The following is a 21,913-nucleotide window of genomic DNA, read 5'->3' as shown; positions in this document are numbered from 1 at the left end:
CCCTTTCGTTCCGGTCTTCGAATTATACCCCGATACCGTTCAACCGCCGTTCACATGTCCGTCTCCGGCGCTTTCGGTGGTTCGGGGATCAGTGTCGAATAGGCAATGGCCGGTTCCGCCCGGGAGGCGTTGAGTACCAGAACCGGGCATCTCGACGCCTCGATCAGGTGTCGCAACTGCTCGCGCCCCCGAAGCGGGCCTTCGGCCAGGTCGACAATCACCAGTGCCGCGTTGATGCGGTTGAGCCGGGCAAGAAGCGCCCGTTCGGACCCGACAATTTCCGGTCCGGTCGCCGCTTCATCCGTTGCTGCCGTCGGGCCGTTCACAGCGATCATGGCGACATCGGTCCCGAGCCGTTCCGCAATGCCACGGGCCAGATCAGTTGCTTCCGAAGAGGGCGATGACGCGTTATCGACGAGCACGACCCGGCCGGCACGGCGGCGCCCTGTCCTGTGCCCGACCAGGAGCAGGTCCCAACCGCGGGCGGCCTCGCAGATACCGGAAATTAACTCGCCGCGACGGTGCTCGAACACCCATTCGACGGTGCAGGCGCTCGCTACGCCGGACAGCCCGGAGCGAAATGCCCTTGCATCGCTCTGCATCAGGCCCGCCAAACGGGTGCGGGACGGCACCTGCACCAGCATTCCGCCGGACGTCACGATCCGCTGGACGGGCAGGCCGGTCGTCTCGGCGATGGCCTCGTCATCGACAAGCACCCCGCCCAATTCGGCGATCAGCCCGGAGGCGATCCGCTCTGCAAGCCGGATTGCCGCGGCGGCGTCGACATAGCTGCCGGCGGCGATCAGCACCCGTTTCTTGCTGCCAGAGGACATCACCGCGTGCTCTCCTCCTCATTGCTGGCCTGCTTGTCGCGCCCGAATTTCCGCCGCTGCTCGGCAAAGCCCCGAAGGCGTTGGTCCACCCGCGCATAGACGCTGCCTTGCTCAAAGGCGCCGTCCGGCCCGCGTTTGCCGGCGGGCACACCGGTCAGCGCCTCGATGCCTTCCTCGATCGTCTCCACCGCGAGAACACGGAATTTCCCGGCTTCCACAGCCTCGAGGACCCTCGGGCGCAGCATCAGGTGATCGATATTGGTCTTGGGGATGATCACGCCCTGTTGCCCGCTCAACCCCCTGGCTGCACAGATATCGAAAAATCCTTCGATCTTCTGGTTCACGCCGCCAATCGCCTGGACCTCGCCGGCCTGGTTAACGGACCCGGTCACGGCAAGCCCCTGATCGATTGGCAAGCCCGAGAGCGCCGAGAGCAATGCATAGAGCTCTGTTGAGGAGGCGCTGTCGCCATCCACCCCACCATAGCTCTGCTCGAACACGAGGCTCGCATGAAGCGAGAACGGCACGTCCAGCGCAAAGGTCGAGGCAAGGTAGCCCGACAGAATCATCACGCCCTTGGAGTGCAGCGGGCCGCCCAATTCAACCTCGCGTTCGATGTCGATCAGCTTGCCGGCGCCCATGCGAACCCGCGCGGTGATCCGCGACGGACGACCGAAGACATAATCACCGAACCCGATGATCGACAGACCATTGACCTGACCGATTTTCCTGCCGGAGGTATCGATCAGGATCGTGCCCCGCGTGATCGCCTCGTGCATGCGTTCCCTGATCCGCGACGCGCGCCGATCCTGCGCTTCGACCGCCGCGGCGATGTCGGCGGCATCGATTGCGTCGGCGCTGCGCAGGCTGGCGTAATGATCGGCCTCGCACATCAGGTCGGTCAACGCGCCCACCTTCAGGGAATACTTGCGGCTGTCCTCGGCGGTCCGCACGGCTTCGTCAAGCAGGCGCGCCATACCGGCGGCGTTGAGCTGCCGCAGGTTTTCCCGCGCGGCCTGACCGGCCAGCAGATCGGACATTCCAGCGATCGTTACCGCGTTCCGATCAACGCTTTCCTCAAAATCGGCCTGGATCTTGAAGAGTTCCGCGAAATCCGGATCGAACATGACAAGCAGGGCGTGCAACATCCTGTCACCGACGAGCACGACCCGCACCGAGAGCGGAATCGGGTCGGGCTCGAGCGTGATCGTCGATGCGAGGCTGATCCGTTCCGCCAGCGAGGTGATCGTGATCCTGCGATTCTTCAGACACCGTTTCAACGCGTCCCACGCGTAGGGTTCGGCCAACACACGCCGCGCATCGAGGATCAGGTATCCACCATTGGCCCGGTGAAGCGCGCCGGGCTTGATCATGGTGAAGTTCGTCATCAGCGACCCCATGTGCGAAACATGCTCGATCCGACCCGTCAGCCGATCCAGTGTCGGAAGGTCCTCCATTTCGACCGGCGCTCCGAGATCCGCCTTGTCGGTGTGCGAGACCATGACGTTTACCGCGTAGCGGCCGAACTCCGGATCCTTGTGATATTTGCGGATTTCTTCCGGGAACGGGCCGTCGTTTCTGCCGTTCTCGGACTTCAGGAAGAGCTCGGCATTGGCAATGATATCGGCCTGCACGTCCGTCAGATAGGATGCGACCGTCTCGATCCCCCGAAGCTCTGTCGCCACCTCGTCGATGCGGGCGCTCACGGCACGTTCCGCCATGTCCGCATTCAATTGTTCGATCCGATTGCGCCCCTGCCGTTCCAGCTTCGGGGCCTCCCGCATGACTTCGGCAAGCTGTTCCTGGAAACGCGCGATCTTTTCATCGACCTCCGCCTGCTCCTGTTCGGGAAGCTTGCCGTAATCTTCTGTCTTGAGTGGCTTTCCATCCCGGATCGGGGTCAGCATGAACCCCATTGGCGTCCGCAGAAGCGCGATGTTTTCGGCGTGTGTCCTGTCGGAGAACTCGGCCATCGCGGTTTCTTGCGACTGTTCGATCTCCTCCTCGATCAGTCTGCGTTGGGACTGGTATTCGTCCGACTCGAAAAGCGCGGGAATGTCGTTCGCCAGATCGTCCACGAGCTTTTGCATACAGTCCCTGAGCATGCTGGCCTTGCCGGCCGGCAATTCGAGTGCGCGCGGCTTCTGCGGATCGTCGAAATTGTTGACATAGACCCAGTCGACCGGCAGGGGCCGGGCCGCGGCGTGCGCCCGCAGGATCCCGAGAACCTCGGCATGGCGACCGCTTCCTGCGGGGCCGGTGACGAACAGGTTGAACAGATCATGTCTTATGCTTGCGGATAACTCGATCGCCGCGCGGGAGCGATCTTGTCCGACCAGGCTCGCAGTCTCGGAAACCTGTTCTGACGTTGGAGCGGTAATCGCCTTCGGGTTGTGCTGGTTGCACAACATCGACGTGGAGACCTCGATCATTGGCAATCTCCTGGTTGGGCCACGATGCTGCCTGCTCGGTGCATGCGAGAATGCACCAAATCTCCGGTCGGGACGTTGATTTCCGTCAAGATGCCGACAAATCTCCTGCCATCTTCGCCAGCAGGTCCCCTTTGTGCGGGGTGAGGCTTACGGAAAGATCGTTTGAAGCAAAAGCAGGGGAGCGAATGCTCCAAAAAGAACGCCGCAAGTCAGGATGGCCACAACGATCGAGACGTTGTTCGTGGTCGCCGGCACAGGAGGCGCGAGCTTCGGAAAACGCTTTTCGGTCTGCAGGTCCCGCAATTGGCGGATGAAGTCTTCTGTGTTCTGTGCAGCGGGCTGGGACATTGTAAGCTTTCTCTCTCTGGCAATTCGCTTCATGGCCGGCGGCGTCGCGTTGACGGCCGGGGCATCGGGGAATGGGAGTGGTGGTCGGTTGACAGGTTTGGTGGAGCTGCTCGTCTCGACTCGCAATCTGGCGGATTCTGGTTAACCGAGGCTGAAGATCGCTGTTCCAGATCTCGTTGAACTGCGCCGCATCAAAGCGGAATTCCGGCAACTGCTCTAGAATGGCCTTCGGGAGACGTCAGCGCGTTCCCGCAGGCGGGTGAGTCTTCGGGAACGTCAATTGGATCTGCGCCAGCTAGGTGAAGAACGATGTCGGAACGTACGAAGCCGCTCTACCACAGCAATACCACAGACGACGTGCTTGCCGTTTTCCGTACAACGGCCAGCGGCCTCGAAGTCGCCGAGGCGGCCCTCCGTCTGGAGAAACATGGCCCGAACCGGTTGCCGGAGCCACCCCGACGGCCCGCCATCCTGCGCTTTGTCGCGCAGTTTCACAGTGTCCTGATCTATGTCCTGATCGGCGCGGCCGGCGTTACCGCGGCCCTGCAGCACTGGGTGGATACCGGCGTCATCCTGGCTGTCGTGCTGGTCAACGCTGTCATCGGTTTCGTGCAGGAAGGCCGCGCCGAGAACGCGATGGACGCCATCCGCGGGATGCTTGCGCTGCGCTCGGCGGTGCTGCGCGATGGGCGGCGTGTGACGGTGGACGCGGGGGAGTTGGTGCCAGGCGACATCGTGCTGATCAAGGCTGGCGACCGTGTACCCGCCGACCTGCGGCTGATCGAGGCGCGCAGTCTGCGGGTGGAGGAGGCGATCCTGACCGGAGAATCCGTCCCCGTGGACAAGGGCACCGCTCCCGTCGAGGCCGAGGCGGCCCTGGGAGACCGGAATTCGATGATGTTTTCCGGCACGCTGGTCGCGGCGGGCTCGGGGCGGGGCATTGTCGTCGCGACCGGGATCGACACCGAGATCGGACAGATCAGCGGAATGCTGTCGGAAGTGGAGACCCTGACCACGCCGCTGGTCCACCAGATGGACACATTCGCCAGATGGCTGACGGTGTTCATCCTGCTCGTTGCGGCGAGCTTGCTGCTGTACGGCCATTTCGTCGGCAATCTCGCATTCGCGGATCTGTTCATGGCGGTGGTCGGCCTGTCCGTCGCCGCGATCCCCGAAGGCTTGCCGGCGGTTCTGAGCATCACCCTTGCGGTTGGTGTCCAGGCGATGGCGCGGCGCAACACCATCGTGCGGCGGTTGCCCGCAATCGAGACACTGGGGGCGGTCTCGGTCATCTGCTCGGACAAGACCGGCACGCTTACCCGCAACGAGATGATGGCGACCACTCTGGCTGCTGCCGAACACGTCTATTCCGTCGACGGCCGGGGCTATGCCCCGGAGGGCGCCGTGAAGTGGCGCGAGGCGGATGCCCATCCCGACGAGCACGTGGTGCTGATGGAATTCGCCCGCGCGGCCGGGCTGTGCAACGACGCAATGCTGAACGGCTCACCCGATGGCTGGCGCGTCGAGGGCGACCCGATGGAGGGTGCGCTGATGGCGCTGGCCGGGAAAATCACGAAGGAGGGTGCTGAACCCTTCCGCCTCTGGAGCCGAACGGACGCCATCGCCTTCGACGCGGCGCATCGCTACATGGCGACCCTGCACCACGATCACGAGGGCCATGCCCGGATCCACGTCAAGGGCGCCCCCGAGGAAGTGCTGGCGATGTGCGCCGACCAGCGCGCGCCCGAAGGCGGCAACGAGCAGCTGGACCCGGTGCATTGGCATGGGATGGTCGAGGAACTGGCCGCTGACGGGCAACGGGTGATCGCGGTGGCGACCCGCGCCGTACCGCAGGAGCAGGTCGTGCTCAACACCGCCGATCTGGATGGAAAGCTGACCCTGATCGGGTTGATCGGCCTGATCGACCCGCCGCGCGCCGAGGCCATTGACGCGGCGGCGGAGTGTCAAGCGGCGGGCATCCGGGTGAAGATGATCACCGGCGACCACGCCGCCACCGCCCGGGCCGTCGCCGAACGGATCGGGCTGATGAATCCCCGGCAGGTGCTGAACGGCACCGACATCGAAGCGATGGACGATGCCGCGCTCACCGAGGCGGCCATCGAGATCGACATTTTCGCGCGCACCTCGCCCGCGCACAAATTGCGCCTCGTGAAAGCCCTGCAGTCGCAAGGCTTGATCGTTGCGATGACGGGCGACGGTGTGAACGATGCCCCGGCGCTGAAACGTGCCGATGCCGGGATCGCCATGGGGCAGAAGGGGAGCGAAGCGGCCAAGGACGCGGCGGAATTCGTGTTGGCCGACGATAATTTCGCCTCGATCGTTGCGGCCGTGCGCGAGGGCCGCACTGTCTACGACAACATTACCAAGGTCATCAGCTGGACGCTGCCAACCAATGCCGGCGAGGGTCTGACGATCATGGTCGCGCTCTTCGCGGGTCTCTCGCTGCCGATCACGGCGGTGCAGATCCTCTGGGTGAACCTGATCACGGCGGTGACGCTCGGGTTGTCGCTCGCTTTCGAGCCTACCGAGGCGGGCACCATGCGTCGTCCGCCCCGCAAGCGCGATCAACCGATCCTGACGGGCACACTGGCCTGGCAGATCGTGTTTGCCTCCACATTGTTCCTCTGTGCGGTCTTCGGGATCTTCTTCTACGCCACCCAAGCCGGCCATTCGCTTGAACTGGCGCAGACAATGGCGATGAACATGCTGGTGGTGCTGGAGATTTTCTACCTGTTCTTCATCCGCAATATCCATGGAGCCTCGCTGACCTGGTCGGCGGCGCGGGGGACACCCGTGGTATGGGTTTGCCTCCTGACGGTAATCGCTGCGCAATTCGCCATCACCTACCTGCCGGCCCTGCAATCCGTCTTCGGGACCGACCCGGTGCCGTTGACCGACGGCATGTTGATCGTATCCGTCGGTGCGCTGGTATTCGCCCTGCTGGAAACCGAAAAGCAGATGCGGCTGGTGTTCGCCCGCAAGGGGCAGCCTGACATCACCTGAAGCTGACAGGGCTAAAAACGGGGGAACGGCTCCGTGGTCGACGCCGAGGGCTGCAGTTCGAAGATTTCCTCCGCCACCTCGCGCACATGCCGCAACAACAGCACTGCGCCGGGGGACAGGATCGCGTCGCAGCGGGTGATGATCCCGTAGTTCTCCACCGCGCAGGGAATTTCGATCGGCACGCATTTCATCCTGCCCTCGCGCGACCTGATCGCCAACGATATCGAGGTCATGGTCGAAGCACTCCGGCTCGACGGTATCGTTCTGCTCGGATCGAGCGACAAGATCGTTCCGGCCATGCTCATGGCGGCCGCGCGCCTGCGCATCCCGGCCATCGTCTTGCCCGGAAGGCCGATGCTGGGAGGGGGCGAGTTCGACGGGCGCAAGTCCGACCTGACGACGATGTCCGAAAGGCTCGGAATACTGAAAAGCGGCCGGATCGACGAAGCCACCGGGCACCCGATTGTCGATCTGGTGAGGCAGAACATCACCGCCGACCACGTCATCACCTTCCAGTATTTTTAGAATGCGATCCGTGTGCTGATGGCGACAGGTGGATCGACCAACGCCGCGCTGCACCTGACCGCCGTCGCCGCCGAGCTCGGGATCGGCGCCGCGCAGATGATGGACGCCTATGACCGCCTTAGCGCATCCACGCCACAGGTGGCACGGGTCAACCCGTCTTCGAAATACGACATGGAAGATCTCCACAAGGCCGGGAGGATCCCGCGCGTCATGCAGGCCATCGAAGCCCTGTTGCACCGCGACTGCCCGACAGTGAGCGCTCGGACGGTCGTCGAAAACCTCGACGGTTATCGCTACAAATTTCCGCCGAACCCGGAGGTGATTGGTGGCATTGATCGGCCGTTCGGGGAGCAGAAGGGGCGGCTTTGCGCGTACTGGAGGCGTTCGAATGACAGTCATGCTGCCTGCCACATTCGAACGGGAACTCTCGGCTTAACGCATCTGGCCACAGATCGCTTCACAGCCGCACCATCGCGGGCCAATCCTGCGTCAGCAGCTTTGCCGAACGATGCTGGACAGGGTTCCGGGGCGCCGACCGCGTGGGCCGGCGCTCCGGTTTGTCATTACGCGAAGGCCCAGCGCTCCATCCAGCGCTCGCCATCGACGTCCCAATGTGACGACAGGTTGTCACCGGTGACGATGCCCGGTCCGGTTGCGAAGACGTAGTTGGCGAACATCGGGATAACGGTGCCGCCGTCCTGATTGAGGATCGCCTGCATCTCGTAATACATCTGCCGCCGCTTGGCGTCGTCGAGTTCAGCGCGGGCGGTCACGAGAAGCTCGTTGAACCGCGCATCGGCGAAACGGCTGTCATTCCAGGCCGCGCCGGCTGCATAGGCCGTCGTGAACATCCCGTCTTCGGTGGGACGCCCGCCCCAATAGCACGCGCAGAACGGATGTTTGAGCCAGACATCGGACCAGTAGCCGTCGTTCGGCACCCGCTTGACGTTAAGGGTGATCCCGGCAGCGGCAACCGAGTTCTGATACAGAATGGCGGCATCGACAGCTCCGGCGAAGGCGGCATCGGCGGCGGAGAGATCGATGTTCAGGCTGTCGAGGCCGGCCTCCTTCAGATAGAATTTCGCCTTGTCCGGATCATAGGTCGTCTGTTCGAGTTCGTCGTTGAAATAGCGCTGGCCGCGGCCAATCGGATGGTCATTGCCGACCGATCCGTAGCCGAAGAGGATCTTGTCGACCATCTCCTGCCGGTTGATCCCGTATTTGAGCGCACGGCGAACATTCACGTTGTCGAAGGGCGCAACGTCGCAGTGCATCGGGAAGGTGTAGTGCTGGTTGCCGGCAATGGAATGGATCTTGATGTCCTTTTGGCGCCCGAGCAGGCCGGCTGTCTTGAGGTCGAGCTTGTCGATCAAGTGTACATCGCCCGAAACCAGCGCCGTTGTTCTCGCGTTCAGGTCGATGATCGACAGCATCTCGATCGTGTCGAAGAAACCGCGCTCCTGATTCCAGTCATCGGTAAAGCGCTCGAAACGGGCGACCACGCCGGGATCGAACTCCACCAGTTTGTAGGGGCCGCAGCCGACACCCGAACGCCAGTCTATCCCGCGTTGCTCGCCCACAGGGCAGATCGCCATGTGGTAATCGGTGAAGGTCGTGGGGAAGTCGGCATTGCCGCCTTTCAGCGAGAAGACGACAGTGTCGCCGTCGATGGAGATTTCGGTCACCGCCTCCAGCAGTGGCTTGGCGGCGGACGTAGTATCCTCTCCCCGGTGATAATTGATCGAGGCAACAACGTCCTCGGGGGTAACGCTCTTTCCGTTGTGGAACGTCATGCCGCTGCGGATCTTGAACCTCCAGACAGCGGCATCGGGCGATGCTTCCCAGCTTTCGGCAACCAGCGGTTCCAGGGTTCCGTCGCGCCGGAAGCCCGTCAGGAAGCCGTGCACCCCATAGGTAAGCGCGAGCATGAAGCCGTTTTCATATGTGCCCGGATCCAAGGTGTCGCTGGTGCTGCCGTGGCCCTTCGCGACTCGGATGGCGCCACCACGCGACTGTGCCCGGAGCGGCTGGACGCCGAGGAGGGTGCCGGCCCCTGCCAGGCCTGCCGCAGCGGCGGTCGTTCCGAGGAAGGCACGGCGCGTCGGGCGCACCAGGGACGAAGATGTCTTGGAATGTGTCATGTCGACTTTCAGCGTTGTTTCGTCAGCGATCGGTTTTCGTAGGGAAGGGAGTGTCTTCTTTTCGACATCCGATGTCGCATTCAGACTATAGGGCGAGCGCACCGACAAAGGAAAGCGTTTGGAAAGAAACGGATAGAAAGATACGACTACCTACAGCTCGCGCGGCAAGGCCGGATCGATCCGCTGAGTATTCGGGCGGGAGTTGAGCCCTGTCGGAGGGAGGCCGCTTGGAGCCGGACGCGGACAATCATGGCGTCGCACGGCGCGCGAGCTCGGGGCGCCCAGTGCGGAGTTTCGTTCTCGGAGCGTCAATCACGAACAGGAAAGCACATCGCGATGACACTCGAAATTCTGGAACATGTCTGGATCCCCATGTCCGACGGCATCCGCCTCAGCTCGAGAGTCTTTCTGCCCGAAGACGCGCGCAATGCTGCTGTGCCGGCGGTGCTGGAATACATCCCCTACAGAAAGCGCGACGGAACGCGCGGGCGCGATGCTCCGATGCATGGCTATTTCGCGGAGCAGGGATATGCCGCCGTGCGGGTCGACATTCGCGGCTCCGGGGAATCCGAGGGGCATCTCGCGGACGAGTATCTACCGCTGGAGCAGGACGATGCCTGCGAGGTCATCGCCTGGATTGCCGAGCAGGAATGGTGCGACGGTAACGTGGGAATGATGGGCAAGAGCTGGTCGGGCTTCAACAGCCTGCAGGTCGCCGCCCGCCGCCCGCCGGCCCTGAAGGCGATCATTACCTGCTATTCGACAGACGACCGGTTTCGCGATGACATTCACTTCATGGGCGGCTGTCTCTTGAACGACAATCTCTGGTGGGGGGTGATCATGATGGCCTACCAGGCCCGCCCTGCGGACCCGGCAGTCATTGGCGCGGGCTGGCGCGAGGATTGGACGCGGCGACTGGGATCGCTCCCCTTCTTCCCCGCCCTTTGGGCGCGGCACCAGCGTTATGACGACTACTGGAAGCATGGATCGATTCAGGAGGGCTACTCGGATATCCGCTGCCCGGTTCTGGTGGTTGGCGCCTGGGCCGACAGCTACACCAATTCTGTCCCGCGTCTGCTGGAGAGCCTGGACGTGCCAACGCGGGGGATCATAGGCCCATGGGGCCATGTCTATCCGCATGACGGGGTGCCAGGTCCGGCGATCGGCTTTCTTCAGGAAGCGACGCGTTGGTGGGATCAATGGCTTAAAGGGCGCGATTCCGGCGTCATGGAAGAGCCGAAACTGCGCGCCTATATCAACGATGCTGTCGAACCGGACCCGTCTCGCCCATACCAACCCGGTAGGTGGGTGGGGTCGGACTGGCCTGTGGCAACGGCAATGACCGAGATGTACCTGACCGGCCACGGTCGTCTGACCGATTGTCCCGATGCGCCCGCGCGCTTGCAGATCCGCTCGCCGCAGGACAGCAGCACAGCGGCCGGCGAGTGGATGGCGGTGGGCTGTCCCGGCGAGATGCCTGCGGACCAACGACGCGACGATGCCGGCGCGCTGACCTTTGAAACGGAGCTTTTGCAGGAAGATCTGGAAATTCTCGGTATTCCCGAGATCGTGCTGAAATTCGCCTCGGACAAGCCAGTGGCTCAACTCGTCGTCCGGATCGGTGACGTGGCTCCGGACGGCAAGGTGACGCGTGTCAGCTACCAAGTGCTGAACCTGACCCACCGCAATGGCCACGAATGGCCGGAACCTCTGGAGGTCGGCACATACGAGACTGTGACCGTGAAGCTCTCGGCATGTGGGCATCGCTTCCGCCCTGGCCACCGGTTGCGGGTATCTATCGGGACTGCCTATTGGCCGATCATCTGGCCCGCTCCCGAAGCCGCCACGCTCACAATCGACACCGCTGCCAGCCTGCTGCGCCTGCCTGTGCGCGATGGGGGCGACAGCTATCCCGGTTTCGAACCGGCCGTTCAGGGGCCATCCTGTCCGGTCACCATGCTGCGCCCTGCGGAAACGGAGCGCCGTGTGAGTACCGATTTTCTCACCGGCGAGGTGACCTATGTCACCGAGGGCAGGGGAGGTATTTTCGGAGAGGGCGTGCTGCAATTCGACGAGATCGGCACAAGTCTCTCCCACAACCTGCGGCGCGAACTCCGAATCCACCCGGACGACCCTCTTTCGGCATGTTTCAAGCTGCACCAGGAATATGAGATGGGGCGCGAGGGCTGGTTCAGTGCGTCGGTTCTCGATGCGGAAATGACATGCGATGCGGAGACGTTCTTTCTCGAGGCGCGGATGCGTGTCACGTTGAATGGAGAGGATGTGATGGAGCGCGAGTGGGACGAAGAACTTGCGCGAAATCTGATCTGATCAGGTGAGCTCGGCACGGCGCTCAAGGGTCGAAAATGCGGAAGCCGCGATGGGACCCTTCCATTTCAGCAGTGATTGACGCCAACTGTCGAGAAGGACAAGACCGGAAGCCTCGCTGCCGCCTTCCTGACCGGCGCCACCAAGCTCGCAGACGGCCCCTGCTCAGGAATACGCGAGACCGGCGGTGTTCTCCCGTGTCACGATGCCGATGGGAAGGACGCCAGGATCTCGTTGCCGCTGTTCCAAATGCGCGACCATCGCCTCGACGGCATGTTCGGCCACATTGTGCATGTCGAGATGCAAGACGATATCCATGCTTCCATCCAGCAGGTAGGAGCGGGTTTCCTGAGAAAAGTTGTGGCCAATATGGATCAGTTCACCGACCACGCCGGCTTCCTTCAGGGCGCGCACAACACCCTCATGCCCGCCGCCGACATTGTAGATCCCGACAAGATCGGGATATCTGGACAGCGCTTCGCTGACGACGGTGAAATTGCGGGTTCCGTCATCTTCTCCGTTCAGAACGATGGACTCGCCGATATGGGGAAAACCCGCGCGCAACGCCGCCCGAAAGCCCATCTCCCGGTCTTCGTGAAGCCGGTACAGGCTGCCGGCGGTGACAATTGCAACCCGACCGGCCTGACGTGTGAGCCGTCCCATGAGAAAGCCCGCCGTCCGCCCGGCGGCGCGATTGTCGATGCCCACAGTGGCGATGATGTTCCGGTTGGAAAGCCCCGACAGGAGCGCAAGCGCGGGGATCCTGGCGCCGTGCAGGAAATCGACGGCATCGTGAACGCGCGGGTCTTCGAGTGCCTGGAAGGCGACGGCGTCGATCCCCTGTCCGGCGCAGGCCCTGAGCTTCCGAGCGAGCGCCGCGGGTTCCATCTTGCGGGCAAAGACGCATTCGACGGTCGCATTGCCGCGTTCGCCGCAAGCTTGCAGGCACCGGCCGAGATGTTCCGTTGATGCACCGGCGAGTTCGGGCAGCAACACTTTGAGCCGCCACGGCCGGGCGCGGGGCGACATTGGCGCGCCGCGTTCGATCGCCGCCCGTGCCTGCTCCACTCTCTGCCGCGTGGTTTCCCGGACCGTCCCGCGATTGTGCAGCACGCGGTCGACCGTCGCCGTGCCTACCCCGGCAAGCCTTGCGATCTCGGCAATGGTGGCGTGGCGTTTTCGGTTCATCGCGGGAGTTTCCAGATCAGAATCCATCATTCCCTTCACATCGCATCAATCTTGATGTGAATGGTGCATCAGTTTTCTCCGATGATCGAAAAATGATTGCAACTCACCTGTCGGTTTCGTCTTTCTGCAAGAGACCCTTGGGGAGGAACACATGGACAAACTGCGTGTGGGTCTGATCGGCTGCGGGCGGATCAGCGATATCTATCTGAAGAACTGCAAGAGCTTTGACGGCCTGGAGATCGTCGCCTGCGCAAGCCTCGACATTGCCGAGAGCCGGGCAAAAGCAGAGCAATACGGCATCCCGCGCGCGACGGTGCCGGAAGAGGTCATCGTCGCCCCCGACATCGATGCGATCCTGAACCTGACAATTCCGGCGGCGCATTCCGAGATCAGCCGCGCGGCACTGGATGCCGGCAAGCATGTCTATTCCGAAAAGCCCTTCGCGACGGATCTGGACGAAGGCCGGGCCATCCTGGAGCTTGGCCGGGAAAAGGGCCTGCTCGTGGGCAATGCGCCCGACACGTTCCTCGGTGGGCGCTGGCAGACCGTACGCAAGCTGCTCGATAGCGGCGTGATCGGCGCGCCAACGGGTGTGGCCGCCTTCGTGCCGACCCACGGTGTCGAACGGCACCATCCCAACCCCGATTTCTACTATGCCAAGGGCGGGGGGCCGCTTCTGGATCTTGGACCCTATTACCTGACGGCCCTGGTCTTCTGCCTTGGCCCCATTCGGCGCGTCGCGGGCATGGCGCGCAAGACCTTCCCGGAACGAATGATCGAAAACGGCCCACGCCATGGCGAGATGATGCCCGTCGAGGTCGACACCCATTGCCTCAGCCTGATGGAATTCGAGTCCGGCGTCATCGGACAGATGATGGTCAGCTTCGATGTCTGGGAGAGCGAAACGCCCCGGCTGGAAATCTACGGCGAGGAGGGCACGATCTGCATCCCCGATCCCGATCCCGGCGATGGCGCGAATATCTTTAAAGGGCCGGTCTGGTACCGGACCCGCGCAACGTCGCGCTGGACCATGCGCCCCCGGCCCAAGGCGCCGGCGGAATGGTCGGTTGCCGAAAATACACATGGGTATAACTTCGACGCCCGCGGGATCGGCCTGCTCGACATGGCGCAGGCGGTCACGGAAGGCCGCCAGCCGCGCGCCAGTGGCGAGATGGCGTTCCACGTCTACGAGGCGATGGAAGGGATGCTCGCGTCCGCCGAAACCGGGCGCTTCGTCGATATGACCAGCCGGTGCGACCGGCCCGAACCTTTACCTGAAACCTTCCCGGAAGGCAGAATCTGATGCCGATAGAAACCCTCTCCATCTCCGAGCCGTTCTTCACGACCCGGATTGTCTCCGAAGAGTCCAGCCTAGAGGTTCACGGCAAGGTGATAGTGCTGAATCTGAGCGAAACGCCGATTGGCATCCGCGATCAGAAACTGGCCTATCTGCAGTCGACCGTTGTCCGGGATGTCGAGCTGCGCACTCTCGTTCATGCCGTGATTGTCGAGCGGTTCGCCGACTATCCCGACGAAGCGGCGCTCTTCGACGAGGTCAAGAAAGCCTGGCCGTCGGCGTTCGAGGTCCGTCAGGAGGAACGTCTGCGGGGTGTCAGCCACTACATGTCGCCCAAGGTGTGGATTGGCCAGTTCGGATTCACCTTCTATCATTCCGGTTCGGTGCCGCTGAAGGTCGGGCTGCACCGCGATCACGACTTCTGTCCGGTGCCGGGCTTCCGTGAAGTGCACACGCAAATCGTGGGTTTCGGAAAGATGCAGCAATGTCGCGAAAAGGACATCGACACGCTCTATCTCGAAGAGCCCATGGCGCCCGGCAGCACGCATCGGCCAATGTTCGACGCCGACGGCAATTATCCCTGGCACCAGTTCGAAACGATCACGCCCTCTATCTTCATGACGGTTGAAATGCTGCCTGAGGGCGCCACACCGCCGCAATGAGGTCTCCGATGGCACTCTTTCCCGACAATTTGAACTTCGATGGCCCCTTTCCCCGGCTGTCCCGCAGATTGCGCCTGGGCATCGTCGGTGGCGGACGGATCGCAGCGACCCAGGCGATGGCCGCCCGCATGAGCGATCACTGGGAGGTGGTCGCCGGCGCGCTTTCCTCCAACCAGGACAGCGCCAGGAGCCGGGCGGCCGAGTTCCGGATCGCACCGGACCGCGCCTACGTCTCGTTCGAAGAAATGGCTGCCGCCGAGACGCGTCCTTCCGAAGGGGTGGACGCGGTGATGATCACGACGCCCAACCACCTGCATCACGCCGCCGCGCGGGCCTTTCTGAATGCAGGCATCGACGTGCTGTGCGACAAACCGCTGACCAACGAGGTTTCCGAGGCCGAGGATCTGGTGGGGTTGACTAGCGCGTCGGGCTGCGTCTTTGGCGTGTCCTATGTGATGTCCTGCTTTCCGATGATCCGGCAGGCGCGCCAGATCGTGTCCGAGGGCGGGCTGGGCCGGATCAACCAGATCCATGTCGAATTCCTGCAAGACTGGATGACACCCGAAGAGGTTGCCGATGCGCCCCACGTCAAATGGCGCCTCGACCCGTCCAAGACCGGGAAAACCAGCTGCGTCGGCGATATCGGCACCCATGCCGCGCATCTGGCGCAATTTGTCAGCGGGCTTCCCCTGACTGATCTGCGGGCCGAATTCCATGTCTGCGGCGCCCCTAAGCCGGTGGAGGATACGTTCTTTGCCTGGACCCGCCATGCTGGCGAGGTGCCTGGAACGTTGATGGCGACCCGGCTCGCGCCGGGCAATCGCGGCGGCCTGCGGCTGCGTATCTTCGGCTCCGAAGGGGGTATTGAGTGGGACCTAGAAAAGGCCGAGCAGCTCCGGTTCAACCGTTTTGGCGAAGCAGACCGGATCATCAGTCGCGGCCATGGCCATGGGGTCAGCCCGACGACCGAACGCCTTGTGCGAACGGGGCGGGGCTTTCCAGAGGGCATCATCGAGGCGTGGGGCAATCTCTACACCGAGTTTGCAATGGCCGTCGCGGCACGCAAGGATGGGCTGCGTATCCCGGAAGGGTGGCTGGGCATGCCAACCGTTGCCGACGGCGCCAACGGTGTGCGGTTCATCGAAGCCACCGTTCGTTCTAATCAGGCAGGTGGAGAATGGGTGGAGCTGTGAGCGCCCACGCACCGGGCGCAAGCTGAGATCGGAGAGACGTCATGTATGACAAGCTATCGTCCCGTTATCCCGCCGCGGGCCGCAGATTGCGGTTGGGTTTTGTCGGCGGCGGGCGCGGCTCCCTGGTTGCGCAATGGCACGCGAATGGCGCGCGGCTTTCGGGACGCTGGAATATCGTCGCCGGGGCGTTGTCGTCCGACCCGGAAACGGCGCGCCAGTCCGGGAAGGACTGGCTGCTCGCCGAAGAGCGCAGCTATTCCGACTTTGCCGTGATGGCCCGCGAAGAGGCCGCGCGGCCCGATGGCATCGACGCGGTCGCGATCTGCACGCCCAACTTCCTGCACAGGCCGGTGGCCGAGGCATTCATGGCCGCCGGAATAGATATCATCTGTGACAAGCCAGTCGCCATGACGCGGGAAGACTGCGCCGCGATGGCCGCGATGGCGGAAGAAACAGGCGTCGTTTTCGCCGTCACCTATCCCTACGCCTATCACCCCATGGTTGTGCAGGCCGCCTGCATGATTGCGGATGGTGCAATCGGCCCGGTGCGTCAGGTCATGGTCGAATATGCCCAGGACGGACGCGCCGGCGCATTCGACCCAAGCATCAAGCAACTGGCCTGGCGGTTGGACCCCGCGAAGGGCGGCAGAACGGCCACGACGGGCGATATCGGCACCCATGCCGTGCACCTGATGGAGTTCGTCACCGGCCAACGGATCGCGAAGCTCCGCGCGGATTTCCACGTCTGCGGCGGCGAGAAGCCGATGGAAGACACCTCCTTCATCAATTTCCGGCTGGAAAACGGTGCGCCGGGGGTGATGTGGCTGTCGCAAGCCGCAATCGGTAATACGACGGGGCTGCGGTTGCGGGTCTATGGCGAAAAGGGCGGGATCGAATGGGATCACGAGATGCCCGAACATCTGCACGTGAACATGCGCAACGCGCCACGCCAGACAATTACCCGTGGCGCCGGCGCGGGCATGCATCCTCGCGCGGAGCGCATGATCCGCCTGCCGCGCGGCCATGGGGAGGCGTTGTCCGATGCTTGGGCCAACCTCTATACAGAAGCGGCGATTGCAATCGAGGCGCGGCGGGACGGGATTGCGCTGGAGGACGGCCTGCTCGACCTTCCATTGCTTGCCGAGGGCGCACGCGGTGTCGACTTCTTTCACGCTGCGGCAGACAGCAACGATGCCGGCGGGGCCTGGACGGGTTTGTGAACATCAAGCGTTTCAAGCGGCGAACCGCTCGATGTCAGGCTTCAGGCGTGAAACAGGCTCGAGATCACGCTCGGACGCATGAAGGACCGCCGCCGAAATCCACATCCGTATTGTGCCCATGAACCGCTTCTCAGCCCTCGGCGCGGCAGAGGTCGCGTGCGAGGGATGAACCCGTCGGGAAAAGGGGAAGCCTGCCTTCAAGGCGAGATACGTAACAACGCCGTGCATATCCGGCAAGCCGAGCCTGCAACTTGCGGCCCGGATCACGTGGTCGCGCCGCCGGGCCTTTCGCCGCCCCACCCAATCACATCGAGACGAGGCGGGCCGCTGTCGGGTCGAATCCTACATGGACCGTCTCGCCTTTGCGGAATGGGTTGGCGTCGGGCACGGTGACTGCAAAGATTTCCCCCAGTGCGGTGTTGAGCGTGTATTGCACCTGGTTGCCAAGATAGGCCGCGTAGCTCACCTCTGCGGGCAGCGAATCCGCCGTTGCTTCTTGGCTCAAGCGCAACTGGTGGGGGCGTAGAACGAGATTGGCCTGGCCGGTGGTCGAAAAAGCGGTGGGCAGCGTCAGGCGGCGGCCGTCGAACACGATATCGACCGTCTCGCCGGAACGGGCCACCTCGACCGGCAGAAGGTTCGCGTCTCCGATGAAGTCGGCGATGAAGGCCGAGTTCGGTCGCTCGTAGAGGTCGGCCGGAGCGCCTTCCTGGGCAATCTCGGCGTTCTTCATCACGATGATCCGGTCGGAAACGGCCATGGCCTCTTCCTGATCGTGGGTGACGTAGATCGCGGTGAGGTTCAGCCGTTGCTGGATCTCGCGGATCTCCTCGCGCACGTGCCGGCGCAGCTTGGCATCCAGGTTGGAAAGCGGCTCGTCGAGCAGCAGCACCTCCGGTTCCAGAACGATCGCGCGCGCCACGGCCACCCGCTGTTGTTGCCCGCCCGACAGCTCGGACGGCAAACGGTCGCCAAATCCTTCGAGCCCGACCATCGCCAGCCCTTCCTCGACCCGCGGGCGCGCCTCACTCTTGGGCACGCGCTTGACCGTCAGGCCGTAGCCGACATTTTCCGCCACCGTCATATGCGGAAACAGCGCGTAGGATTGGAACACCATCGACACCTTGCGATAGGTCGCCGACAGATGGGTGACATCTTCATCGCCGATGAAGATGCGTCCCGAGGTGGGCGACTCCAGCCCGGCGACGAGCCTCAGCGTGGTCGTCTTGCCGCAACCCGAGGGGCCGAGGAGCGTGACCAGCGTACCGGGAGCGATATCGAGGTCGAGCGGCTTCAGGGCGACGACGTCGTCGAAATGCTTCGTGACGCCTTCAAAACGGACGGATCCCTTGGTCATGGGGCTCTCCTAATGGGCTTCGACGCGGTCGGCGCGACGCAGGGTGCGCCGTCCGATCACGAGTTGCATGGCAAGGATGACGACGAGCATCGTGACGATCAGCACCGAGGCATAGGCGATGGCGATGCCGTATTCGCCGTTCTCTACCCGGCCGACGATGAAGCTGGTGGCCATGTTGTGACGGGCGGAGACGAGGAAGATCACGGCCGAGACAGATGTGATCGCACGCACGAAACTGTAGGTCAGCGCGGCGAGGATGGCAGGGCCCATCAGCGGCAGGATCACCCGGCGCAGCGTCGTCGCGGAGTTCGCGCCGAGCATGATCGAGGCCTCGTCCAGCGACTTGTCGAGTTGGCTCATCGCGGCGATGCCGCCGCGCACGCCAACCGGCATGTTGCGGAAGATGAACACGATGATGAGGATCAGTCCCGTGCCGGTAAGCTCGATCGGCGGGAAGTTGAACGCCATGATATAGGCCACGCCGATCACGGTGCCGGGGATGGCGAAGGAGAGCATGGTCGAGAACTCGAAGGCGTTCTTGCCGGTGAATTTCTGACGCACCAGCAGATAGGCCGTGGCCAGCCCCACCGCCGCCGTGAGCGGCGCCGCGATTGCCGAGATCGTCAGTGTCGTGAAATAGCTGTCCCAGGCCGCGCCGGTGAAATGGACCCCGTTGCGCACCACGATCTTGAAACCGCGCAGGTAGTGCTCGAACGTGAAGGTGTGATCATAGCCCCAGAGCTTCACGAAGGAGCCGAAAATGATCAGCGCGTAGAGCACCATGGTGAAGAACGCCCAAGGCAGCGCCACGAGATAGGCGGTCCATCTCAGCGCCGGGTTCAATGCGGCATGCCGACCGGAATCGGCCTTGCCGGTGACGGTGGCGTAGTTCTTCTTGCCTACCCAGAACCGCTGGGCGAGGAAGGCCGAGAGGGTGAAGGTCAGTAGCGTGATGGACAGGATCGCGGCCTGCGCGGGGTCGGCGATCGTGCCGACAATGGCGAAATAGATCTCGGTCGAGAGCACGTTGAAATTGCCCCCCAGCACCAGCGGGTTGCCGAAATCGGCGATCGATTCGATGAAACCGAGCAGGAACGCATTGGCAAGGCCGGGGCGCATCAGCGGAAAGGAGACGAAGCGGAAGGTCTGCCAACGGTTGGCGTCAAGCGTCTGGCTCGCTTCTTCCATCGAGGGGCTGACTCCCTCCACCACGCCGATCAGCACGAGGAAGGCGATGGGCGTGAACGAGAGCATCTGGGCCAGCCAGACACCGTGAAATCCGTAGAGCCAGCGGGTCTTTTCCCAGCCGAAGGCCCAGGAGAAGAACTCGGTGATGGTGCCGGCGCGGCCGAACAGAAGGATCAGCGCGAGGCCGATGACAAAGGGCGGGGTGATGATCGGCAACACCGTCAGGACGCGCAGGAGCTTCTTTGCCCTGAAGTCGGTCCGGGTGAAGATCAGTGCGAACATCAGGCCCATGAAAGTGGTGCCCGCGGCGGTCGAAAGACCGAGCAGGAACGAGTTGACGGCCGGTCCGCAACTGCCGCCGCCGGTGATGCAGCCGATGCCCCAGATGGTCGAAGAGAAGAACCGCGGCAGGAATTCGCTGAACCCGAGGCCCGCGCCGCCCTTCAGCTCGAAGGCCCGCACGAGGATGAAGGTGAGCGGGAAGAACACGAAGATCGCCACGAGCCCGATGATCGCGCCGACAAGGCCGGTGACGAACGCGTCACCCCGCCCCTTGCCGAGCCCGGATATTCCGGTGGTGGCGATGAAAAGAAGGGCCGCAGCCGTCACGAAGGCACCAGCTCCGATGCCCGGGTTTTCCGCTTCCCATAGCCCGAAGCGGGTGCCGATCAGAAGCGCCTGTCCCATCAGGAGCGCAAGCCCGGCAGTGCCGGAGGCGAAGAGCCCGCGCGCCGTGGCAAGCTGGGTGCGCCCGAGTCCCAGCGAGATAGCCGCTCCGACGAAGCCGAGAAGGGGCAGCCAGAGCCACAGCTTGCCGGTCAGGGCCCCGCCGAGCGCCGATGCGTTCGTGCCCGACATATCGACGAGCCAGCCAAACCGCCAGAACCCGCCCTCTGTCAGGTACCAAGGCAGCAGGGCCCAGCCAATCACGCCCACCACGAGCCAGAACACCGCAACGCGTTTCATGCCACCTCTCCCCAATGGATCCAGCCCCGCGCTTGGCGGGGCCGGTCATTTTATGCTTTTTGGAAGATCACTCTTCGACGACGCCGCCGGCGCCTTTCACTTCGGCTTCCCAACGCTCAAGCAGGCGAGCGCGGGTGTCGGACGCACCGTAGGTGGCGAAGTCGTAGTCGATGAGTTTCACCGCTGCCATGTCGGGGGCATCAGGATCGGTGGACGCATCGGGATTGGACGGGATGTTGAACACACCCACCTCGAGTCCGGCCGATTGCGCTGGCGCCGAAATCACGTACTCGACCCATTTCTTGGCGCTATCCATGTTGGGCGTGCCATTGATGATCGACACGGCACCGACCTCGTACCCGGTGCCTTCGCAGGGCGCGACGATCTCGACGGGGAAGCCCTGTTTCTTGAGGTTCACCATGTCATGCATGAAGCCGATGCCGATGGTGTTTTCACCGCGCGCGGTGGCCTTGCCCGGCGCCGAGCCCGACTTGGTATACTGGTTCACGTTCTTGCCGATCTCGGCGAGAAGCTTGAAGCCCTCGTCTTCGCCAAACAGCTGAACGAGCGTGGCAAGCTCGGTATAGGCGGTGCCCGACGATTTCGGGTTCGCCACCTGGATCTCACCTTCGTATTCGGGCTTGGCAAGGTCGCGCCAGCAGGCGGGCGGCGCGAGGCCCTTCTCGGCCAGGATCTCGGTGTTGTAGATGATGCCGAGCAGGCCGACATGAACGCCGACGGCCTTGCCGCCCGACATCTCGGTCATGCTCTGCGACCAGCCGAGTTGGCCCGACACATCGACGCCCGAGGGCACCGTCAGGTCTTCGGCCGCGGCAATCAGGTGCGGATCGCCCGTGCCGCCCCACCAAACGTCGACCTTGGGGTTGCCGGCTTCGGCACGGATCTGCGCCAGCGTTTCGCCGGTCGACTTGCGCACGATGGCAACGTCGATACCGGTTTCGATCTCGAAGTTCTGGGCCATCAGATCGCACCAGGACTGTTCGTTCGAGCAGACCACGTTGAGCGATTGGGCCATGGCTGCTGACGCACCGAGGCCGGCGGTCAGCACCACAGCGCCGAGTGTGAGTGTCTTTTTCATGGAATCCTCCCAGAATTGCCGCGCAGTCCTCCACCGCGCGATCAGGGACAAGTCTGGCATCAAGCCGAACATCAAGCGAGCGATGTGAGCGCAATCACTGCACATCCCGGCA

Annotated in this window: 17 protein-coding genes; 9 read left to right on the top strand and 8 right to left on the bottom strand. The window is 63.1% G+C overall.

The genetic code is table 11. The features are described 5' to 3' along the window. Window positions 1-50 precede the first annotated feature (50 nt). Both AX756_RS02665 and AX756_RS02660 read right to left on the bottom strand, forming a co-directional pair. Entirely contained in the window at window positions 51-833 is a 783-nt protein-coding gene (locus AX756_RS02665) for a hypothetical protein (RefSeq protein WP_068308382.1), read from the bottom strand. Then, window positions 833-3,265: a Lon protease family protein gene (locus AX756_RS02660; protein ID WP_068308379.1), complete on the bottom strand. Its 2,433-nt coding sequence runs from the start codon at window positions 3,263-3,265 to the stop codon at window positions 833-835. The genes AX756_RS02665 and AX756_RS02660 overlap by 1 nt, the downstream gene beginning before the upstream one ends. 214 nt (window positions 3,266-3,479) lie before the next feature. On the opposite strand from AX756_RS02660, the gene AX756_RS25470 reads away from it, so the two are divergent. Together AX756_RS25470 and AX756_RS02650 are read left to right on the top strand one after the other, a co-directional pair. Next, window positions 3,480-3,758, top strand: coding sequence for a hypothetical protein (locus tag AX756_RS25470; protein ID WP_156461364.1), 279 nt, complete (start codon window positions 3,480-3,482; stop codon window positions 3,756-3,758). Window positions 3,759-3,922: 164 nt separating this feature from the next. Continuing rightward, on the top strand, window positions 3,923-6,637 hold the full coding sequence (locus AX756_RS02650) for a cation-transporting P-type ATPase (protein WP_068308373.1): 2,715 nt from the start codon (window positions 3,923-3,925) through the stop codon (window positions 6,635-6,637). Between the two features lie 11 nt (window positions 6,638-6,648). Here the strand turns inward: AX756_RS02650 and AX756_RS02645 are convergent, their stop codons facing one another. After that, window positions 6,649-6,870: a hypothetical protein gene (locus AX756_RS02645; RefSeq protein WP_068308370.1), complete on the bottom strand. Its 222-nt coding sequence runs from the start codon at window positions 6,868-6,870 to the stop codon at window positions 6,649-6,651. On the opposite strand from AX756_RS02645, the gene AX756_RS02640 reads away from it, so the two are divergent. Together AX756_RS02640 and AX756_RS24950 are read left to right on the top strand one after the other, a co-directional pair. Continuing rightward, window positions 6,869-7,162 carry a dihydroxy-acid dehydratase domain-containing protein gene (locus tag AX756_RS02640; RefSeq protein WP_068308368.1) on the top strand — a complete coding sequence of 98 codons (294 nt, stop codon included), beginning with the start codon at window positions 6,869-6,871 and terminating at the stop codon, window positions 7,160-7,162. The genes AX756_RS02645 and AX756_RS02640 overlap by 2 nt on opposite strands. Before the next feature lie 12 nt (window positions 7,163-7,174). Beyond that, a complete protein-coding gene (locus AX756_RS24950) occupies window positions 7,175-7,828 on the top strand; it encodes a dihydroxy-acid dehydratase domain-containing protein (protein WP_156461363.1) in 654 nt (217 codons plus the stop codon). Here AX756_RS24950 and AX756_RS02635 read toward each other — a convergent pair. After that, window positions 7,726-9,303, bottom strand: a complete 1,578-nt coding sequence (locus tag AX756_RS02635; RefSeq protein ID WP_068308365.1) for an ABC transporter substrate-binding protein — start codon at window positions 9,301-9,303, stop codon at window positions 7,726-7,728. The genes AX756_RS24950 and AX756_RS02635 overlap by 103 nt on opposite strands. A gap of 336 nt (window positions 9,304-9,639) precedes the next feature. Here AX756_RS02635 and AX756_RS02630 point away from each other — a divergent pair, with 336 nt between their 5' ends. Further along, on the top strand, window positions 9,640-11,634 hold the full coding sequence (locus tag AX756_RS02630) for a CocE/NonD family hydrolase (RefSeq protein WP_068308362.1): 1,995 nt from the start codon (window positions 9,640-9,642) through the stop codon (window positions 11,632-11,634). 162 nt (window positions 11,635-11,796) lie between these two features. Here the strand turns inward: AX756_RS02630 and AX756_RS02625 are convergent, their stop codons facing one another. Further along, window positions 11,797-12,819 carry a LacI family DNA-binding transcriptional regulator gene (locus AX756_RS02625; RefSeq protein ID WP_068308360.1) on the bottom strand — a complete coding sequence of 341 codons (1,023 nt, stop codon included), beginning with the start codon at window positions 12,817-12,819 and terminating at the stop codon, window positions 11,797-11,799. 151 nt (window positions 12,820-12,970) lie between these two features. Between AX756_RS02625 and AX756_RS02620 the strand changes: the two genes are divergently transcribed. Genes AX756_RS02620 through AX756_RS02605 form a run of 4 tightly spaced genes read left to right on the top strand, consistent with a single transcriptional unit; the run spans window position 12,971 to window position 17,191 of the window. Beyond that, window positions 12,971-14,122, top strand: coding sequence for a Gfo/Idh/MocA family protein (locus AX756_RS02620; protein WP_068308357.1), 1,152 nt, complete (start codon window positions 12,971-12,973; stop codon window positions 14,120-14,122). Further along, on the top strand, window positions 14,122-14,778 hold the full coding sequence (locus AX756_RS02615; RefSeq protein ID WP_068308355.1) for a hypothetical protein: 657 nt from the start codon (window positions 14,122-14,124) through the stop codon (window positions 14,776-14,778). Before AX756_RS02620 ends, AX756_RS02615 begins: the two co-directional genes overlap by 1 nt. A gap of 8 nt (window positions 14,779-14,786) precedes the next feature. Further along, complete coding sequence (locus AX756_RS02610) at window positions 14,787-15,971, top strand: Gfo/Idh/MocA family protein (RefSeq protein ID WP_068308352.1); 1,185 nt, start codon at window positions 14,787-14,789, stop codon at window positions 15,969-15,971. A gap of 41 nt (window positions 15,972-16,012) precedes the next feature. Next, complete coding sequence (locus AX756_RS02605; RefSeq protein ID WP_068308349.1) at window positions 16,013-17,191, top strand: Gfo/Idh/MocA family protein; 1,179 nt, start codon at window positions 16,013-16,015, stop codon at window positions 17,189-17,191. A 304-nt stretch (window positions 17,192-17,495) separates the two neighbouring features. Here AX756_RS02605 and AX756_RS02595 read toward each other — a convergent pair whose 3' ends face one another. The 3 genes from AX756_RS02595 to AX756_RS02585 form a co-directional block, all read right to left on the bottom strand. Further along, window positions 17,496-18,548: an ABC transporter ATP-binding protein gene (locus AX756_RS02595; RefSeq protein WP_068308343.1), complete on the bottom strand. Its 1,053-nt coding sequence runs from the start codon at window positions 18,546-18,548 to the stop codon at window positions 17,496-17,498. A 9-nt stretch (window positions 18,549-18,557) separates the two neighbouring features. Further along, window positions 18,558-20,702, bottom strand: a complete 2,145-nt coding sequence (locus AX756_RS02590; protein ID WP_068308340.1) for an ABC transporter permease — start codon at window positions 20,700-20,702, stop codon at window positions 18,558-18,560. Window positions 20,703-20,769: 67 nt separating this feature from the next. Next, the gene (locus AX756_RS02585) at window positions 20,770-21,801 is read right to left on the bottom strand and encodes an ABC transporter substrate-binding protein (RefSeq protein ID WP_068308337.1); all 1,032 of its coding nucleotides are present in this window, start codon (window positions 21,799-21,801) and stop codon (window positions 20,770-20,772) included. Window positions 21,802-21,913 lie beyond the last annotated feature (112 nt).

Source organism: Aliiruegeria sabulilitoris, assembly GCF_001558155.1.
GTDB lineage: Bacteria > Pseudomonadota > Alphaproteobacteria > Rhodobacterales > Rhodobacteraceae > Tropicimonas > Tropicimonas sabulilitoris.
Note: the sequence above shows the minus strand (reverse complement) of the source record. Positions and strands in the feature narration are given on the sequence as shown.

Coding starts and splice junctions, on each gene's coding strand:
- AX756_RS02585 (WP_068308337.1), bottom strand. CDS start 21,801: ATGAAAAAGACACTCACACTCGGCGCTGTGGTGCTGACCGCCGGCCTC.
- AX756_RS02605 (WP_068308349.1), top strand. CDS start 16,013: ATGTATGACAAGCTATCGTCCCGTTATCCCGCCGCGGGCCGCAGATTG.
- AX756_RS02630 (WP_068308362.1), top strand. CDS start 9,640: ATGACACTCGAAATTCTGGAACATGTCTGGATCCCCATGTCCGACGGC.
- AX756_RS02595 (WP_068308343.1), bottom strand. CDS start 18,548: ATGACCAAGGGATCCGTCCGTTTTGAAGGCGTCACGAAGCATTTCGAC.
- AX756_RS02640 (WP_068308368.1), top strand. CDS start 6,869: ATGGTCGAAGCACTCCGGCTCGACGGTATCGTTCTGCTCGGATCGAGC.
- AX756_RS02615 (WP_068308355.1), top strand. CDS start 14,122: ATGCCGATAGAAACCCTCTCCATCTCCGAGCCGTTCTTCACGACCCGG.
- AX756_RS02645 (WP_068308370.1), bottom strand. CDS start 6,870: ATGACCTCGATATCGTTGGCGATCAGGTCGCGCGAGGGCAGGATGAAA.
- AX756_RS02660 (WP_068308379.1), bottom strand. CDS start 3,265: ATGATCGAGGTCTCCACGTCGATGTTGTGCAACCAGCACAACCCGAAG.
- AX756_RS02625 (WP_068308360.1), bottom strand. CDS start 12,819: ATGAACCGAAAACGCCACGCCACCATTGCCGAGATCGCAAGGCTTGCC.
- AX756_RS02635 (WP_068308365.1), bottom strand. CDS start 9,303: ATGACACATTCCAAGACATCTTCGTCCCTGGTGCGCCCGACGCGCCGT.
- AX756_RS25470 (WP_156461364.1), top strand. CDS start 3,480: ATGGCCACAACGATCGAGACGTTGTTCGTGGTCGCCGGCACAGGAGGC.
- AX756_RS02610 (WP_068308352.1), top strand. CDS start 14,787: ATGGCACTCTTTCCCGACAATTTGAACTTCGATGGCCCCTTTCCCCGG.
- AX756_RS02665 (WP_068308382.1), bottom strand. CDS start 833: ATGTCCTCTGGCAGCAAGAAACGGGTGCTGATCGCCGCCGGCAGCTAT.
- AX756_RS02620 (WP_068308357.1), top strand. CDS start 12,971: ATGGACAAACTGCGTGTGGGTCTGATCGGCTGCGGGCGGATCAGCGAT.
- AX756_RS02590 (WP_068308340.1), bottom strand. CDS start 20,702: ATGAAACGCGTTGCGGTGTTCTGGCTCGTGGTGGGCGTGATTGGCTGG.
- AX756_RS02650 (WP_068308373.1), top strand. CDS start 3,923: ATGTCGGAACGTACGAAGCCGCTCTACCACAGCAATACCACAGACGAC.